The organism is Stenotrophomonas sp. 3diitr2024 (assembly GCF_042136455.1).
GTDB lineage: Bacteria > Pseudomonadota > Gammaproteobacteria > Xanthomonadales > Xanthomonadaceae > Stenotrophomonas > Stenotrophomonas sepilia.
Genome location: NZ_JBHHMJ010000339.1, coordinates 26,836 through 43,791, shown reverse-complemented (window position 1 = coordinate 43,791; position 16,956 = coordinate 26,836). Strand labels below are relative to the sequence as shown.

19 protein-coding genes are annotated in these 16,956 nt (G+C 63.7%); 8 read left to right on the top strand and 11 right to left on the bottom strand.

Translation table 11 applies throughout. The features are described from left to right. Positions 1–77 precede the first annotated feature (77 nt). The 3 genes from ABGA94_RS08655 to map all read left to right on the top strand — a co-directional run bounded on the left by ABGA94_RS08655 (position 78) and on the right by map (position 1,511). On the top strand, positions 78–437 hold the full coding sequence (locus tag ABGA94_RS08655) for a VOC family protein (protein ID WP_053498166.1): 360 nt from the start codon (positions 78–80) through the stop codon (positions 435–437). Positions 438–505: 68 nt separating this feature from the next. Next, positions 506–718: a ParD-like family protein gene (locus ABGA94_RS08650; RefSeq protein ID WP_005415768.1), complete on the top strand. Its 213-nt coding sequence runs from the start codon at positions 506–508 to the stop codon at positions 716–718. A gap of 10 nt (positions 719–728) precedes the next feature. After that, positions 729–1,511 (top strand): type I methionyl aminopeptidase, encoded by a 783-nt coding sequence (map, locus tag ABGA94_RS08645; RefSeq protein ID WP_170944914.1) that lies wholly within the window; start codon positions 729–731, stop codon positions 1,509–1,511. Here the strand turns inward: map and ABGA94_RS08640 are convergent. After that, positions 1,508–2,122 (bottom strand): LysE/ArgO family amino acid transporter, encoded by a 615-nt coding sequence (locus ABGA94_RS08640; protein WP_111127956.1) that lies wholly within the window; start codon positions 2,120–2,122, stop codon positions 1,508–1,510. The genes map and ABGA94_RS08640 overlap by 4 nt on opposite strands. Positions 2,123–2,227: 105 nt before the next feature. On the opposite strand from ABGA94_RS08640, the gene ABGA94_RS08635 reads away from it, so the two are divergent. The 5 genes from ABGA94_RS08635 to ABGA94_RS08615 all read left to right on the top strand — a co-directional run bounded on the left by ABGA94_RS08635 (position 2,228) and on the right by ABGA94_RS08615 (position 7,908). Beyond that, positions 2,228–3,121, top strand: a complete 894-nt coding sequence (locus tag ABGA94_RS08635; protein WP_005415765.1) for a LysR family transcriptional regulator ArgP — start codon at positions 2,228–2,230, stop codon at positions 3,119–3,121. 78 nt (positions 3,122–3,199) lie between these two features. Then, positions 3,200–4,606: a TolC family protein gene (locus tag ABGA94_RS08630; protein ID WP_095377796.1), complete on the top strand. Its 1,407-nt coding sequence runs from the start codon at positions 3,200–3,202 to the stop codon at positions 4,604–4,606. Continuing rightward, a complete protein-coding gene (locus ABGA94_RS08625) occupies positions 4,599–5,612 on the top strand; it encodes an HlyD family secretion protein (protein WP_005415763.1) in 1,014 nt (337 codons plus the stop codon). Before ABGA94_RS08630 ends, ABGA94_RS08625 begins: the two co-directional genes overlap by 8 nt. Continuing rightward, on the top strand, positions 5,597–6,784 hold the full coding sequence (locus ABGA94_RS08620) for an ABC transporter permease (protein ID WP_134955609.1): 1,188 nt from the start codon (positions 5,597–5,599) through the stop codon (positions 6,782–6,784). Before ABGA94_RS08625 ends, ABGA94_RS08620 begins: the two co-directional genes overlap by 16 nt. Continuing rightward, positions 6,781–7,908, top strand: a complete 1,128-nt coding sequence (locus ABGA94_RS08615; RefSeq protein ID WP_111127958.1) for an ABC transporter permease — start codon at positions 6,781–6,783, stop codon at positions 7,906–7,908. The genes ABGA94_RS08620 and ABGA94_RS08615 overlap by 4 nt, the downstream gene beginning before the upstream one ends. Positions 7,909–7,951: 43 nt before the next feature. Here ABGA94_RS08615 and ABGA94_RS08610 read toward each other — a convergent pair whose 3' ends face one another. The 10 genes from ABGA94_RS08610 to ABGA94_RS08565 form a co-directional block, all read right to left on the bottom strand. Beyond that, entirely contained in the window at positions 7,952–9,244 is a 1,293-nt protein-coding gene (locus ABGA94_RS08610; RefSeq protein ID WP_329846370.1) for a hypothetical protein, read from the bottom strand. Positions 9,245–9,469: 225 nt separating this feature from the next. Beyond that, complete coding sequence (locus ABGA94_RS08605) at positions 9,470–9,838, bottom strand: glycine zipper 2TM domain-containing protein (protein ID WP_005415760.1); 369 nt, start codon at positions 9,836–9,838, stop codon at positions 9,470–9,472. A 164-nt stretch (positions 9,839–10,002) separates the two neighbouring features. Then, on the bottom strand, positions 10,003–12,225 hold the full coding sequence (locus tag ABGA94_RS08600) for a methyl-accepting chemotaxis protein (RefSeq protein WP_375367019.1): 2,223 nt from the start codon (positions 12,223–12,225) through the stop codon (positions 10,003–10,005). Positions 12,226–12,434: 209 nt separating this feature from the next. Continuing rightward, positions 12,435–12,827 carry a hypothetical protein gene (locus tag ABGA94_RS08595; protein WP_095377792.1) on the bottom strand — a complete coding sequence of 131 codons (393 nt, stop codon included), beginning with the start codon at positions 12,825–12,827 and terminating at the stop codon, positions 12,435–12,437. Further along, positions 12,827–13,636, bottom strand: a complete 810-nt coding sequence (locus tag ABGA94_RS08590; RefSeq protein ID WP_240431587.1) for a DUF2628 domain-containing protein — start codon at positions 13,634–13,636, stop codon at positions 12,827–12,829. The genes ABGA94_RS08595 and ABGA94_RS08590 overlap by 1 nt, the downstream gene beginning before the upstream one ends. A 265-nt stretch (positions 13,637–13,901) precedes the next feature. Beyond that, a complete protein-coding gene (locus ABGA94_RS08585) occupies positions 13,902–14,246 on the bottom strand; it encodes a DUF596 domain-containing protein (protein ID WP_162911576.1) in 345 nt (114 codons plus the stop codon). Further along, positions 14,246–14,386: a hypothetical protein gene (locus ABGA94_RS08580; RefSeq protein WP_162911575.1), complete on the bottom strand. Its 141-nt coding sequence runs from the start codon at positions 14,384–14,386 to the stop codon at positions 14,246–14,248. The genes ABGA94_RS08585 and ABGA94_RS08580 overlap by 1 nt, the downstream gene beginning before the upstream one ends. A gap of 45 nt (positions 14,387–14,431) precedes the next feature. Beyond that, positions 14,432–14,776, bottom strand: a complete 345-nt coding sequence (locus tag ABGA94_RS08575) for a DUF596 domain-containing protein (RefSeq protein WP_162911574.1) — start codon at positions 14,774–14,776, stop codon at positions 14,432–14,434. 674 nt (positions 14,777–15,450) lie between these two features. After that, a complete protein-coding gene (gene cdiI, locus ABGA94_RS08570; protein WP_375367016.1) occupies positions 15,451–15,822 on the bottom strand; it encodes a ribonuclease toxin immunity protein CdiI in 372 nt (123 codons plus the stop codon). Between the two features lie 472 nt (positions 15,823–16,294). After that, positions 16,295–16,699: a hypothetical protein gene (locus ABGA94_RS08565; protein ID WP_065196530.1), complete on the bottom strand. Its 405-nt coding sequence runs from the start codon at positions 16,697–16,699 to the stop codon at positions 16,295–16,297. Positions 16,700–16,956 lie beyond the last annotated feature (257 nt).

The following is a 16,956-nucleotide window of genomic DNA, read 5'->3' as shown; positions in this document are numbered from 1 at the left end:
CGACGGCCTGCTGACCGCGTCGGCAATGCCGGGCGTTGGCCGGCACTACACTGGGTTCCCGCCCCGGAGCCCTCGCCATGCCCCAGACCGTCATCCCGCAACTGCGCATGCGCCATGCCGATACCACCCTGCCGTTCTACGTGCAGGGGCTGGGTTTCGTGGTCGACTGGGAACACCGCTTCGAAGCCGGTTTGCCGTTGTTCGCCCAGCTCACCCGCGATGGCCAGACGATCTTCCTCACCGAGCACAGCGGTGACTGCGAGGTCGGCGGCGCGGTGTACTTCATCGTCGACGACGTCGACAGCCTGTACCGCGCCTTCAGCGCCGCCAACGTGCCGATCGAGCAGCCACCGCATGACACCGACTGGGGCAGCCGCGAGATGCTGCTGCGCGACCCCGACGGCAACCGCCTGCGTTTTGCCACCCACCTGGACTGAACAATGCGGACTTGAGGCATATATACGAAACATATATGCTTCGTATATCCACTCCGCCAGGACCGCCCATGGGCATCGTCAACATCGATGACACCCTGCACGACCAGCTGCGCCGTGCCTGCACTGTCTCCAGCCGTTCGATCAACGCCCAGGCCAACTTCTGGATCCGGGTCGGCATGCTGTGCGAAATGAATCCCACGCTGAGCTTCCAGGACATCGTCGCCAGCGAACTGCGGGCTGCCGGCGTGCAGCCGCCGCTGCTGGCACCGGGACAGGTCTGAGCAGATGGCGATCATCAAGCGCCCCGACGAGATCGCGCTGATGGCCGAATCCGGGCGCCTGCTTGCGCAGGTGTTCGCCGCGCTCGACCGGCTGCCGCTGCAGGGCCGCAGCACGATGGAGATCAACGATTTCGTCGAACGCATGATCGTTGACGAGCTGCAGGCGCGGCCGGCCAGCAAGGGCCAGTACGGCTTCCCGTACGTGCTCAACGCCTCGATCGACAACGTGATCTGCCACGGCGTACCCAGCACCACCGACGTGCTGCGTAACGGCCAGATCGTCAACCTCGACATCACCCTGGAGAAGAACGGCTACATCGCCGACTCCAGCACCACCTACCTGGTGGGCGAGGTCGACTACGCCGCGCGCAGGCTGGTGCGGACCGCCTACCAAGCGATGTGGAAAGGCATCGCTGCGGTGCGCCCCGGTGCACGCCTGGGCGACATCGGCCACGCCATCGCCCGCCACGCGCGCAGCCACGGCTACAGCGTGGTGAAGGAATACTGCGGCCATGGCATCGGCCAGGAAATGCACGAGGAACCGCAGATCCTGCACTACGGCCATCCCAACACCGGCAGGGTGCTGGAGGAGGGCATGGTGTTCACCATCGAGCCGATGCTCAACCAGGGCAAGCCGGCCATCCGCCAGCAGCCGGACCAATGGCCGGTCTACACCCGCGACGGCAAGCTGTCGGCGCAGTTCGAGCACACGGTGGCGGTCACCCGCAACGGTGTGCGCGTACTGACCCTGCGCCCCGGCGAAGCGCCATTGTGCGCGGTGGATGCGGCCTAGAGCGGACGCAACAGAAGCAGCGTTGCCAGGCAGAACATGAAGATCGCGACGCCCCCATCCAGCACCCGCCAGGCGTCCGGCCTGCGGAACACCGGCTGCAACAGGCGCGCGCCATAGCCCAGCGTGCAGAACCAGGCCACGCTGGCGGCGCACGCACCGGCGGCGAACGCCCAGCGCAGGTCACCGGGGTAGCGCGTGGACAGGCTGCCCAGCAGCACCACCGTATCCAGATAGACGTGCGGGTTGAGCAGGGTGAAGGCCAGGCAGGTCAGCAGCACCTGCCGTCCGCTGCCGCCCTGCGCCTCGGCGGCGGCCAGCGCACTGCCACCGCGCCATGCGCGCAGCCCCGCCTGCAGGCCATACCAGAGCAGGAAGGCCGCGCCACCGAAGCGCAGCCCCTGCAGCAGCAGCGGCCACTGCAGCACCAGCGCGCCCATGCCGCCCACGCCCGCCAGGATCAGCACGATGTCCGCGCCGGCGCAGGCCAGCACCACCTTCCCCACATGGCGCTGCTGCAGGCCCTGGCGCAGCACGAAGGCGTTCTGCGCACCGATGGCGATGATCAGGCCGGCACCTGCGAACAGGCCGGCGGCGGCAGCGGCGATCCACATCAGGACAAGCCAGGCAGCGAAGGGATGCGCAGGGTGGGGCCAACGGCCGGTTAAGACAATCTGGTTTTTCTTTATCCTGTGCAGAAAAACTGAAGGGGCACCGGCATGGATCTGGTACATCCACAATTGGCCGCATTCGCTGCGGTGCTGGAAGAAGGCAGCTTCGAGGCTGCGGCACGCCGCCTGTCGATCAGCCCGTCGGCACTGTCGCAACGGATCAAGGCCCTGGAGGACAGGCTCGGGCAGGTGTTGCTGGTTCGCCAGGCCCCCTGCCGCCCCACCGCCGCGGGTGAAGCGCTGCTGCGCCGGGTACGGCCGATGCAGGCGCTGGAAGCCGAGGCGCTGGCCGAGCTGCTGCCCGAGCGTGGCAGTGACACCGCGCGCACGCCGATCCCCCTGGCGGTCAACGACGACTCGCTTGATACCTGGTTCGTGCCCGCCATCGCCGACCTGCACCAGCGCCACGGCTACCTGTTCGACCTGCGCATGGACGACCAGGACCACACCCTGCAGTTGCTGCGCGATGGCAGCGTGCTCGGCGCAGTGACCGCCGAAAGCCAGCCGGTGAAGGGCTGCAACGTGCACCCGCTCGGCGCCATGCGTTACCACGCGATCGCTTCGCCCGGCTTCGCCCGCCAGTACTTCAACGATGGCATGCAGGCCGCGGCCCTGGCGCGCGCACCGATGCTGGTGTTCAACCGCAAGGATGAACTGCAATGGCGCTTCGTGCGGCGCCTGACCCGCGCGCGACTGCAGCCGCCGCTACACTACCTGCCCTCTTCCACCGGTTTCGTCGAAGCTGCCGCGTGCGGACTCGGTTGGGGCATGGCCCCGGAAACCCTGGTCGCGCCCGCCGTGCGCGCCGGCCGCGTGGTGGTACTGGAACCCCGCCGCTGGCTGGATGTGCCGCTGTACTGGCAACATGCCGCCGTGCGCTCAAGCACGCTGCAGCACATCACCCAGGCGCTGCGCACTGCGGCCAGCGGCACCCTTCGTTGAGGACAATCCGATGACCGCAGACTCGGGCTTCACGCCGCGCGCACTACCGTTTGCGCACTTCTTTACCACTGGGACGGCATGGGCGTGATCGGCCGACGTACAAGGATGCACCGCGCGAAGGCCGCGCTGGCGCTGGTGCTGGCGACCTGCCTGCCAACCGCTGCGTCCGCGCAGAACAGCAACGACGCGCCCGCATTGGACTGGGAACAGGCACGCCAACGCCTGGAGCAGGTCTCCGATGCGCTGGCAGCCGCTGATGCAGCGGTACGCAACAAGCAGGACCTGCAGGACGCCACGCGCCTGCTGCGCCTGCCGGAGATCACCGGCGAAGTGCGCCGCCTGCAGTTCCAGAAGACCCTGACCCTGCCACTGGGTTCGCTGGCGCCCGTGGCTGAAGCCTTCGGAATCGATTCGCCGCTGTCGTTCACCGAGCGCGACTGGCGTACACGCCCGGTAGTGACCGCGGTGCTGCCGCTGTACACCGGCGGCGTGATCCCGGCCGCGCAACGTGCGGCCAGCGCCGCCCATGAGCAGGCCAACGCCGAGCGCGAGGCACAGCGCCAATCATTGACCGTGCAGCTGGCCCAGGCCTACTTCGGCCAGCGCCTGGCCGAGCAGGCGGTGGACGTGCGCCGCGACGTACGCGACGGCCTCAACCGCCACCTGTCCGATGCAGAAAAGCTGGAGCGCGAGGGCTTCGCCACCCGCGCCCAGCGCCTGCAGGCCACCGTGGCCCGCGACAAGGCCGAGCGCGAATACCAGAAGACGGTGAACGATCTGGCTACGCTGAAGGCCGCGCTGGCCACGCTGCTGCGCAGTGGTGGCGAGGTGCAGCCGGTGTCGCCGCTGTTCGTGCAGCGCGTGCCGATGGAACCGGTGGCCAGCTTCGAGCGCACGGCGCAGGCGCGCCAGCCGCAGATCGCGCGCTTGCGCGCGATGGTGGCGCAGGCCGAACAGGGCGTGCGCGTGCAGCAGGCCAAGCTGAAGCCGCAGATTTTCGCCTTCGGCCAGTACGACTTCCGTCGCCGCGACGAGATGCTGACCGACCCGGACTGGGCGTTCGGCATCGGCCTGAAGTACACCTTCCTGTCGCCGAACTCGCGGCCGGCGCAGATCAGCGCCGCGCGTGCGCAGCAGGACCAGGCCGAAGCGGGCCTGCGCGAGGCCGAGAACCAGGTCGCACTGGGCGTGCGCAAGGCCTGGAACGAACTTGAGACCGCGCGCCAGCAGTTCGTGCTGCTCGACAGCAGCATCGCCCAGGCACAGGAAAACCTGCGCCTGCAGGAGCTGGCATTCCGCGAAGGCCAGGCCACCTCGCTGGATGTGATCGATGCGCGGCTCGGCCTGGGCGGCGCCCGTGTCGAGCGCGCACAGGCCGCCTACCAATACGACATTGCGCTGGCACAGTTGCTGGAGATCAGTGGACAGATGGACCGTTTCGAAGAATTCCGGCGGCGTGCGGACGAGGTGATGGACCATGAGTGATGTGCTGCACGACGATGCGACGACGCCCCCCGGCAAGCGACGGCTGGGACCGATCCTGCTGGTGGTCCTGCTGGTCGCGGTGGTGCTCGGCCTGTGGCTGGCCTGGCGCAGCCCGGCCGACCAGATCCAGGGCATGGCCGATGCGGACACGATCAACGTGGCCGCCAAGATCACCGCGCGCGTGGCCGAGCTGAAGGTGCGCGAGGGCGATCGCGTGCAGCCCGGGCAGGTGCTGTTCCTGCTCGACAGTCCCGAAGTGGCCGCCAAGGAACAACAGGCGCACGGCGCATTGGCCGCTGCGCAGGCGGTGGCCGACAAGGCCGATGAAGGCGCGCGCAGCGAAGACATCCGTGCCGCCGAAGCGAACTGGAAGCGGGCCGAAGCCGGCGCGACGCTGGCCGAAGCGACCTACCAGCGCGTGCAGAACCTGTTCAACGAAGGGGTGATGACCCGGCAGAAGCGCGATGAAGCGCATGCCCAGGCCACCAGTTCGCGCGAACTGGCCCGCGCCGCCCGCGCGCAGTACGACATGGCATTGGCCGGCGCCCGCGAGCAGGACAAGCGCGCCGCGCAGGGCCAGGTACAGCAGGCGCAGGGCGCGGTGGCCGAGGTCAACGCCGCGCGAGCAGAAGTGGAAGGACGTGCGCCGGTGGCGGGCGAGATCAACAAGCGCATGGCCGATCCGGGCGAGCTGGTGCCGGCCGGCTATCCGGTGTTCACCCTGGTCGACATCGACCGCATGTGGGTGGCGATGAACCTGCGCGAATCGCAGATGCAGGGCCTGAAGGTCGGCAGCAAACTGCAGGGCAGCGTGCCGGCGCTGGGCCTGGATGGTGAGTTCGAGGTCTACTTCATCAATCCGGCCGGCGACTACGCAACCTGGCGTACCACCCGCCAGTCGTCCGGCTATGACGTCCGCAGCTTCGAGGTGCGGGTGCGCCCGGTACGCCGCATCGAGGGCTTCCGCCCCGGCATGAGCGTGCTGTTCGCATGGCCCCAGCACTGAGCCCGGACCGCAACGGCTTCGCCGCTTCGTGGCGGCGCGAGCTGCAGTCGCTGCGCGGCAACCGTGCCGACCTGCTGCTGGTCATCGTGCTGCCACTGCTGATGCTGGTCGTGATGGCATGGATGTTCACGCCGTCGGTGATGCGCGATATCCCGATTGCTGTGGTCGACCTTGACCACAGCAGTGACAGCCGCCTGCTGCTGCGCATGCTCGACGCCAGTCCCGGCGTACGCGTCGCCAGCCAACCAGCGGACCTGGAGGAGGCACGATCGCAGCTGCGCAGCCTGGACGTGTTCGCCATCGTGCTGGTGCCGCGCGATGTCACCCGGCAGGCGCTGCGTGGGCGCCAGGGCACGGTGTTCGCCTATTACAACGCCACCTACATGACCACCGGCCAGTCGGCGTCGCGCGACATCGGCGACGCGGTTTCCGCATGGAACGCACGCCTGCTGCGCGAGCGCATCGGCCTGCAGGTCGGCCCGGGCAAGCTGCGCGCGGCGCCGATCGCGGTGCAGTCGGACATCCTCTACAACCCGGCGCGCAGCTACGAATTGTTCCTGCTGCCACTGATCTTCCCGGCGGTGCTGTCACTGGTACTGGCACTTGCCGTGGCCGGCAGCCTCGGCCGCGAGATCCGCGATGGCACCCTGCCCGCCTGGCTGGCTCGCACGCCGTGGTCGGCGATTGCCGGCAAGGTCGCGCCGTACCTCCTGCTGTTCTCGCTGTATGGCGCGCTCGGTATCGGCTACCTGGCCTGGCTGCGCGGCGATGGTGTGGCCGGCAGCGTGCTCCTGCTGCTGCTCGCACAGCCCCTGTTCTACCTGGCCACGGCCGCCTACGCGTTGTTCTTCGTCGGCGTCACCCGCGACATGGGTACCGCGCTGTCCGCGGTGGGTCTGAGCATCGGCACCGCACTGGCGTTTTCCAGTGCCACCTTCCCGGTGCTGGACGGGCCGTTGTTTACCCGCGTCTGGCACCAGCTGCTGCCATTGAGCGCCTACATCAAGCTGCAGACCCAGCAGCAGTTCATCGGCTCGCCGCTGCAGGTTTCGGCATGGCCGCTGGCTACGCTGCTGTTGATGACGGTGGTGGCCGGTGGCATCGGCGGCCTGCGCCTGATCGCCTTTGCACGCACGCCTGCCGCCGCACAATCCGCAGGGGCCGACGCATGAGCATGCTCTGGCGCAGCCTGCGGCAGACCCTGATGGCGGTGCTGTGCGACCGCTACGCGATCGTGGTGATGGTCGGTGCGGTGATCCTGTATTCGTTCTTCTATCCAGCCGCCTACCGGCACCAGGTGGCCGGCAACCTGCCGGTGCTGGTGGTGGACGAAGACCATAGCGCGACCAGCCGCGAGCTGCTGCGCAAGCTCGACGCACTGCGCGTTGCGCGCGTGGTCGGGCAACCGGCGGACGTCGACAGCGCACGCCAGCAGCTCGAAGCCGGCCACGCCGAAGGCATCGTCGTGATCCCGGCCAACCTGGAACGCGACATCCTGAGCGGCCATCCGGCCAAGCTGGTATTGCTTGGCAACGGTGCCTACCTGGGCCGTGCCAGCTGGGTGCTGGGCAGCGTGGCCGATGCACTGGGCGCATTCGGGCGCGACGCCGTGGTCGGCCAGGCCGCCTTCATGGGCGCGCCACAGGCACCGCCGGTCACCCTGGTACAGCGCCCGCTGTACAACACCCAGGAAGGCTATGGCAGCGCCATCGTGCCCGGCGTGGCCGAGCTGATCGTGCACCAGACGCTGTTGATGGGCATCGGCGTTCTCCTCGGCGGCCGCCGCCTCGCGCTCGGCCGGCGCCTGCGCTTCGACCTCCCGACCCTGGCCGGCATGGCGATGGGCTTCGGCCTGATCGGCCTGTTCGGTTTGTTCTGGTATGCCGGGTTCACCGCCTGGGTGCAGGACTATCCACGAGGAGGCAACCCGCTGGGCCAGCTGCTGGGCGGCACCTTGTTCATCGCCGCGACGGTGGCGTTCGGCCTGTTCATCGGCAGCTTCTTCCGTACCCGCGAACGCGCCTTCCAGTACATCATCGCCACCTCGATCCCGCTGTTTTTCCTCGCCAACCTGTCGTGGCCGGCGGTGATGACGCCGCAACCGCTGGTCTGGCTGGCACAGCTGCTGCCGACCACCTCGGGCATCAACCTGATGGTGCGCCTGAACCAGATGGACGCCCGCCTGGCCGACATCAGCCACGAACTGATCACCCTCACCGTCCTGCTGCTGCTCTACGGTAGCCTCGCCACCTGGCGCCTCCTCGCAAAAAAGGGGACGGAGGGAATTAAGTCGTAAGCGGCCTGTTCAAGCGGCGCGGCATGGCCGTTTTGACCCACGTTTATGGATCTGGGGCGTACCAGAACGGGATGCGGAACGCGCGGCGCCGTCCGGCCCCCCGCTCGCCGCCTGCAGCATTCCACACCAGCTCCAGGTCATGGCGTCCGGGTGCGAGTCCCCGGGTAGGCAGGTACCCCACCAGGCCGCGCATATCCAGGTCACGCCGCTCCATGGGCACGAAGCCATGCAGGTCAACCGGGGTGCCGTCCAGCTTGACCTGCCAGAGCCGGGAAAGGCACTCCACTGCGGCATTGGCGGCCTGTTGCCCGGTGGCCTCATTGCGCGCGTCCGGAAGTGCGGTGCAATGCTGGCGCGCCAGCGGATTGTCGCGTTGCGGGCGATGCGGAATGAACAAACGAAGCTGCGCACCGCTGATCGTGTCCGACGGGATCATCGGGTACGGCAGCAGCTGGTCATGCGCCGACCGCATCGATTCGTAATGCGCACTCAGCATGCCGTGCTCAACCGCCGCTTCCGTGACGATCTGGTAACGGTTGAACAGCGAGAACTTCAACGACGCCATCACCTGCACGGCCGCCAGCAGCATCGCTACCAGCACCGCGAACAGGTAGGCCGCCATGAACGAGCGTGAGCGCAGGTTGCTCTGCATGGTCAGCTGCATGGTCTGCATCAGGCGCAACAGCGGAACCCGTTGCAGTGCCGCCAGCATGCCCTGCAGCAGTCGCTGCGGTCGCTCATGGGGCTGCCCGCGCGCCTGCCGCCGCGCCACGATCTTCTCCAGGATCCCGGGGGTAACAGCCAGCGCCAACATTGCGGCCAGCACGGTGCACAGGGCGAGCATGGCGACATGATCGGCGCCACCGGACAGCGCGCCGATCACCATCGACACACCAAGCGTCAGGACGGCCAACACCAGAGTGCCCGCCAATGTCTGTACGGCAAGCAGGGTGGTCGAGAACAGCATCGTCGCCAGCCGGTCGGCACGTTCGATGCTGCCATCTAGGCCTCCGTCCCGGGCCTGCAGGAAGGCGCGCGTGACCGCCCCCATTCTTGGCAGGCGCCCCCAGTCAATGCCATCGGGGAAATGCGACCTGAGGCCGATCAGCCCGATCCAGTAGCCGCGCACCGTGAGGTGGATGATCAAAGCCACTGCCAGCACATAGCACATGCCGACACTGATGCTGAAACCGAACCAGAGCATCTGGAAGTACATGCCTTCGGTGTGCAGGCTGCTGCGCGCCCAGGCGTCGAACAGATAACCCGGCACGGCCAGCAGCGCGAACGCCAGCAGGCCCGAAATGAAGAGCTCGAGTTCATCGGTGCGATCACGCACCCGATGGGGATGGGCAGTCGCTTCCGGTATCGGGTCGTGCCTTGCGAGCGGTGCCGGTTGGGGAGCTGGAGCCGATTCGTTCACTGGACATTCATCCGTTGAGTCCGCGCAGTATAGGCACGACGCCGGAGTCAGCGATACAGGTCCGGAACGAAGAACGCCGGCGCGGGGCCGGCGTTCGAGTACTGCGATGTGTAAGGCGGAACGGGCGCTGTCGGCAACCGATCAACGATAGACACGCTCGCAACGGCGCTCAACCACGCGGTCGCCATTCTTCTGCTGGCTGTTGCCCTGGATCTGGCGACCCGCCGCACCACCGGCAACAGCACCGGCCACGGTAGCGAGCTTCTTGCCATTGCCGCCGCCCACCTGGTTGCCCAGCAGGCCACCGATCACCGCGCCGGTGGCCGTACCGGCGATGCGGTTCGGATCGCGCGAGTTGCGCTGCACTTCCACGTTCTTGCAGACCACGCGGCTGCCGTCGTTGAACTTGCGTCCCTCATCGCGCGGCCCATACGTCTGCGCGCCGGCCACCGACGAAGCCGCCAGCAGGGTGCCCAGCACAAGCAATCGGGTCGAGGTCTTCATGGCCATCTCCTGAGTTCCGGTATGACGCAAGTCTCCTCCTGCGGTTGGCAACCGGAAGTGAAATGCGCGTGTCCGCCACCTCATCGGCCATCGCGCGTTCAGGAAGAAAGTTGCGCCCATCGCGATCAGCCGTCGTGATGGGCGCCGTCTCCCTACCGGCCTGCCACGTTCTAGAACTCTTCCCAGCCACCGGCGTTGGCCGCCAGCGTCGGCTCGATGCGCGGCGACAGTGCCGCCGGCCTGCGCACCGGAGTGACCGTTGCGGCCACCGCAGCCAGGACCGGACGCACGGCTGCAGCCGCGGTTACCGCACCGGTGCGGAACACCGAAACCGCCTCGGCCAGCAGGTTGGCCTGCTCTTCCATCGAGCGTGCCGCTGCACTGGCCTCTTCCACCAGCGCCGCATTCTGCTGCGTGGTCTCATCCATCTGCACCACAGCCTGGTTCACCTGCTCGATGCCCGAGCTCTGCTCCTGCGATGCGGCGGAGATATCAGCCATGATGTCGGTCACGCGCTGCACCGACGCCACGATCTCGCCCATCGTGGTGCCTGCCTGGCGGACCAGCGCCGATCCATCGGCGACCTTGCCGACCGAATCCTCGATCAGGCCCTTGATCTCCTTGGCTGCACCGGCCGAGCGCTGTGCCAGCGTGCGCACCTCACTGGCCACCACCGCAAAGCCCCTGCCCTGCTCGCCGGCACGCGCGGCTTCCACCGCCGCGTTCAAGGCCAGGATGTTGGTCTGGAAGGCGATGCCGTCGATGACACTGATGATCTCGGCGATCTTCTTCGACGAGGCTTCGATGGCCGACATCGTGGTGACCACCTGGCCGACCACCTCGCCGCCCTGCGAGGCGACACCGTGCGCGCCGATGGCGAGCTGATTGGCCTGGCGTGCATGCTCGGCGTTCTGCTTCACGGTGGAGGTCAGTTCCTCCATCGATGCTGCGGTCTCTTCCAGGTTTGCCGCCTGCTGTTCGGTACGCCGCGACAGATCGGTGTTGCCCGAGGCAATCTCGCCTGCTGCCAGGTTGATGCTGGACGCACTGGACTGGATGCGGCCGACAATCTGCTTGAGCTGATCGACGGTGGCATTGCAGTCATCTCGCATGCGGGCGAACACGCCGTGGAAATCACCTTGCATGCGTACGGTGAGGTCACCGCGCGAAATCGCCTGCAGCAGCGTCGACACCTGCACCAGGTTCTCGTCGGTGGTCTGCATCAGGCGATTGAGTCCAGCCACCATGTCGCGGAAATCGTAGGCGAAGCGATCTTCATCGCCGCGCAGGCTGAAGTCGCCCGCCGCCGCGGCCGTCGCCAGCCGGCGGATCTCGCAGTTGATCGCCGACAGGCTGGTCTTGGTCTCGTCCATTGCCTGGGTGATCGCCGCCTTCTCGCCCGGCAGCGGATCCATGTCCACCGACAGGTCGCCACGGGCGTAATGCTTCATCACTTCGATCAGCCGGTTCTGCACCTGCACATGCGAGCCGACCAGCGCATTGGTCTCGTGCACCATGCGCCCGTAGTCGCCGGGGAAGGCAGCCTCGTCCATGCGATAGCTGAGGCTGCCGGCATCGTGCTGGCGGGCCAGCTCGCCCTGCGCCGCCATCACCGACTGCAACTGCGCCTGCATGCGCTGCATCGACCTGAGCAGCTGCGTCACCTCATCGTTGCCGGACGCGTCGATGCTGTTGTCCAGCCGCCCGTTGGCGATGCCGTCGGCCAGCTTCACCGCACCTTCCAGCGGGCGGGTCAGGCTGCGGGTGATGGCCCACGCGGCCAGCGAGCCCAGTATCAGGCTCAGCACGCCGAACACGATCGACAGCGTGCCGGTCCAGGATTCGGTTGAACGGTATTCCTCGCGGCTGCGCGCGGTCAGTGTCTCCTGATGCCGCAGCAGGGTCGAGATCGTCTCATTCCATGCGGCAGCCAGGCCGTGCTCGGCGAGCAGTTCCTTGGCCGCACCGTCGAAATCACCGGCCTTCATGCGCTCGTGCAGATGCTGGGTGGAGGCGTCGGTGGCCTTGCGTGCCGCGTCGATCTTCGCCACCAGGGCATCACCGGTGGCATCGCGTGGAATCTTGATGTACTTGGCCCAGATACCGTCGTAGGTCTGCGACAGCTCCTGCGCCTTCTGATAATCCTTGTCGAAATCCTCACCGCGCTTGATCACCATCAGCCGGCGATGCATCAGCACCGCGTTGTTGGTATCCAGCATCTCGTTCAACAGCCGCATCTTCACCATATTTACGTCCACCACTTTCGAGAACTGGGCAGACTTCAGATGGTTTCCGTACAGCGCCAGGCCGACGATGGCCACGATGAACAGCAGCAGCAAACCGAACCCGGCACCCAGCCGGGATCCCACACGGAGGTTGCGTAAGGCGAGCATCTCAATTCCCTTGATCATGGCCGTACGATCGATGGCGGCGCAGGCAGGGGAAACTTTATGGGTCGATATTATTATATCGATCTAAAACTCTGGAACTGTGCAGACAGGTGTGAAATAGGACGACTCACAAGGGCTTTCTATCCATAAGGTATATCGCCACGGATAGCGAGATGGGATCAGACAGGGACCTGCCAGCCCGTTGCGCGGCATTACGGGGTAGCTGGCCCCGGGAAGACCAGATCCTTCCCGAGCCTTGCCGCATAGACGCTCTCGAGCTGGAAGGAGAGTACAAACCGGAACCCGCACGCCGCAGCGTAACGCTTGATGAAGTGGCATATTTCCTCCCAGGCACGTTCAAACCCGGTCGCCTGGAAATGAAACGAGCCGAGCAGGCCCACCCGCCACTCGGCTTCAATCCCTTCCGCCACGACAGCTTCCGGCGGGTCGACGATGCTGAATCCGAAGCCCGTGTTGGAGGCTGGAAGATACCCATGCAGACCGTCAGTACCGTCGGAGTACTCGGCCTGGATCGAATCCAGAGCGTGCACCACGGCAGCCAGGTCGGCACCGGCTTCGACTTCGAGAAACAGCGAAATGCTCATTACCTGCGCAGGCCGATGAGGGTATGCCTGTTGAAGAACCGCATCTTCCCCTCGATCGTGAAGTCCGTGCGCCTGATCTCGCCCAGCATCATCTCGCGCTGCTCCTCGCTCAACGTGCAGGGCTCCAGAACATTGGCCTCCAGCACTCGCCCCGGGGGCGCCAGTCGCAGCTCGACAATGCAGGCATTGCCCTCGATGGGAACACCTGCTGGCCACGCCGTCATTGCGATCGCACGCATTTGCTCCTGGTACTCCACCTGCTCCGCTTCCTCTATCTGCGGGTCCGGCAGATCCGGCGGGTTCGCCGCCACGTGCAGAGCAGACTGCGTGGGCGTTGGCTCTGATATCGAACCAACGATCAGTTTGATCAGGGTGTTCTGTGAGGCCGTTACCGCCAAGGCGATCACCAGAGCGGTGTAGCTGACACCACCAGCCTTCTGCAGCTCAAGGTGCCGCCGATGTGCCCCGCGATGCTCAGCATCAACCTTGCGGACAATCCTTCGGCAATGCGCTAGGTACAGCGGATTCGCCAGGATTCCTGCAAGTACGCGAAACACCACGAAGGAGAGCAAGGACAACCATGGCAGCCCCAGCAGCACGAAGGTGGTCATCAGCAACGGCGAAAGGATGAACCAGATTGTGCCCCACGCATGCATGCGCCGGAAGAAGAACCAGAGTGACGAGAACAGGAACGCCGGCCAGTTCCATCGCCTTGGCGCCCTGCCGCTTGCTTCGTAGAGCCTCCAGTGATGGAGATAGGTGCGGAACCTGTCACCTACCACGATCGCCAGTGCTTCCTTCTCGCTCAACCCATCTGAGGCTGCATCTGTGCGCTGTACTGCTCCACCGTCGGCGCCACCGAAGGTGGGTTCAATCCTTGCTGTCATTATCTTCTATCCAAACTCGACACGAAATCACTCAAGACCACTTCCAAAGCGGCATCCCGGCCACTGCCCCCCCTGCCTGCATTCAAGGGCAATGCAGCGATGCATGATGATTTAATCACTGCGCCCCGACAGAAATCCAACGCACCAGTCAAACAGAAGACCTCATCCGTTGGAGCACACACTCAAATCAGGTCCAGACGTCTCCCTCAGGCGCGATCCAAACCAGTCCAAACGGAGCATCTGTAAGAAACCAAAATCCGTCCTCATCGAGATCTTCCTGATCTCTTGTACTAGGCCAGGCACGACGCAGAACACCCAATTGCGCATCGATATCGCCATCGGCAAAGACGCCGTCCGAGGCAAGCTTCAGCCTTCCTTCCTCCATCAGCATCCTAAGCATCGAAAAGAACTCTTCCGTTTGCTGCTCAAAAGTAACCCCACCCCCATCAAACTCCATATTCATATTTCTCCACAGAACCCCCATGGAGTATCCATAAGAGTAATGAAGAACATTCCTGATCGCATCAGACATCATTTGAACTTGATCTCCACAATTCTATTGGCGGCAGCCGCCGTCGCCTGCCTGTCTATCAGCAACGTGCTTGCATCAGCAATGCCTTCACCGCGCGCTGCGCTGGTATCGATGTTGACGCCCAGCTCAGCCGCCAACATCTGTTTGCCGTCGATGGTGAGGTGCGATCGATTTGGACTGGAATGCTACGTCCAATGCTCACGGCCATCTGCGCCAATCCAAACCAAGCCCGCCGGAGCATCGATCAAGAACCAAAGGCCGAATCCATCAATATCATCTTCGCCAGGACTCTCAGGCCATGCCTTTGAGATGAACAACAATTGTTCCCGCCAGTCACCCTCCAAGGTCCTCCCGTCCGATGCGAGTTTTACTTTCCGCTCTCTCAGCAAACGCCCCATCAACTCGAAGAACGCGTCCCTCCTTCCAGAAATCCCAACATCCCCCATCTCCATCGTCATGTGCTGCCAGACGGCACCAAGAGACAACCCAAACGAAGAATTCATCACTGCAGAATAGACTTCATCCCTCATTCTAGCCTCACCCCTACTTGCCCCCATTACCTATCGACTTGTCCCGCACATCAGTCGCCCAACTCGCACCAGATTGCGCTCGCCTGATCCCCTGCGTGGAAGTTGTTCTCAAACAAGTTCCTGGCAATCCTCACATTCAACACGGTCCCCGCCAGATCCTGCCCGACAACCCACCCGCCAGCGCTCCCACCGCTTTAGAGAGCGCCAGAACCGCCTCCGTTTGAATCATCGAACAGTCCAAGCTCTCCGGGCCACGAACCCATACTTGTACGAAACAGCCGCATTCACAAACGCCTGACACGCAGGGCTCGCCGAGTTCGCTGTACAAACCGAGAGCAGCTCACAGTCCATTCGCTCCGACAGTTGCTTGGCAACGTCACGCACCATCTTTTGGCATGACGTGTCGCTGCCATACTCGTCGAGTTGCTGCTTCATTACTCGAGCTTGATCCTCAGCAAGGAAGTTATTCTCAACCGAGTTCTTGGCAATCCCCGCATTCAACGCGATCCCGGCCAAATCCTACCCTAAAGCACCCAATAAGTTTCTGGCGATGGCACAGGCACAGCGAGCTCGCCAGTAATGCGTAAGCAGACGGCTCATCAGCGATGGCAACAGCGCCAGCCACAGCGCCCGCATCAACGATGCTGCAATCATCAGCAGGGCCGCAGTCTGGATTAGCCATTTCCCAGCTCATTCCGGCACAGCATTGAGCGAACGTACTCAGCCGATCCCGGAGTTCTTTCTATATACTTGAGACATGCCATACCCAGGTATCGACTAAACTCTTCATCACTAACAATCACAACGTCCGGGTCATACTTGAGCCCATATGAAAATTCCACCCCAGAAAAGTGATCATCCACGTCGAAGCTACTATTATCTGGGAATCTACAGTCAACATCATCGGTGCCAAAACCCCAGCCCCTTGATAAACACTCGAGCATCTGAATAAACACTCCCGAAGAATAAATCCAATCAAAGTAAGCAAAAACCACCCAAACAGAATCCCTCTTATCCATCCAAGATCCAAACAACTGATCACTCATACCAACCTCACTTAGGGTGGAAATTTTTAACTACACCGGCATCATCGATGTACACAACGAAAGAGACGCCTCCCGCATTGGACTCATATATCCTCTTCCCCGCAGCAACAGCGTCCTTGTAACCCTTCACAGCAGCTTCCTGGCCGAGCACCAAAACCTTCCTATCTGACATTATAGGATGCGATCATCGGTCGCCGTGGCACCACGCAACGCGGTATCGCCCCCGGCCTTCATCGAGATGTTATTGCGCGCCCCGCATCTTCTGCAGGCGATCATTGGGATTTCGAGCCGCGTCGACGTTGATGATCGGATCGATCAACCGGGACTTCGCCCCCCCCACCCGTAGAACCGATCCCACTCAGCTTCACGTAGTACCCAACCCTTGTGAATCACCCTTGCCGCAATCGCCAGTGGTTGAAATCCCCTAAGAGATCAAGCCTAAGCCCTCACGGAGCGGCGATTCCCTTCCAGATCAGACAATGGAACTCCCCAAAGGGCCGCGCGCATCATCAGTGAAAAATCTAGTGTCCAGATCCTGCGCCGGCTCCATCCCTCCAAACACAGTGCGCGCTTCACTTAGCAACTTCAATTGCTGGAAATGCCTATGGAGTATGGGCATGGCCACGGCAACATCCGACCAATCCATCTCGAATGAGAAATCTATACTTACCGTTCTGTCGAATCTAAAGACGCGAATCAGCAACGTAGGAATATGAACGGCGAATTCCAGCCTAAAACCATTGATCTCCTGGATCATGCAAGAACTGCACGGGAAGTCATCGACATTTCCCGCAAGCCAGTCGCCAACCGCTATCGGCTCGCCATCCAGCTCGGTCCGCGAGACGGACTCAGCCGTGCGACCGATCGATTCCAGCACCTAGGACTCGTTGACCCACGGGACGACCTCCATGGCAATCTCAAACGAGTCACTCATCAATAAACCCTCTCCGATTCCGTCAGCGACCGACTGGGTTAAGACCCTCGTCCATGTTTCGGATTCATTTTTCTTCGATCCGCCCCCCAGCAGCACTTAGATCTACGGACTGAAATAGCTACCATCTTCCAGCTTCCAGACAAAACCGCCAGGAACCCAGCCATATCCAGGCTTGGCAACCCAGAACATGTCCGGATCTC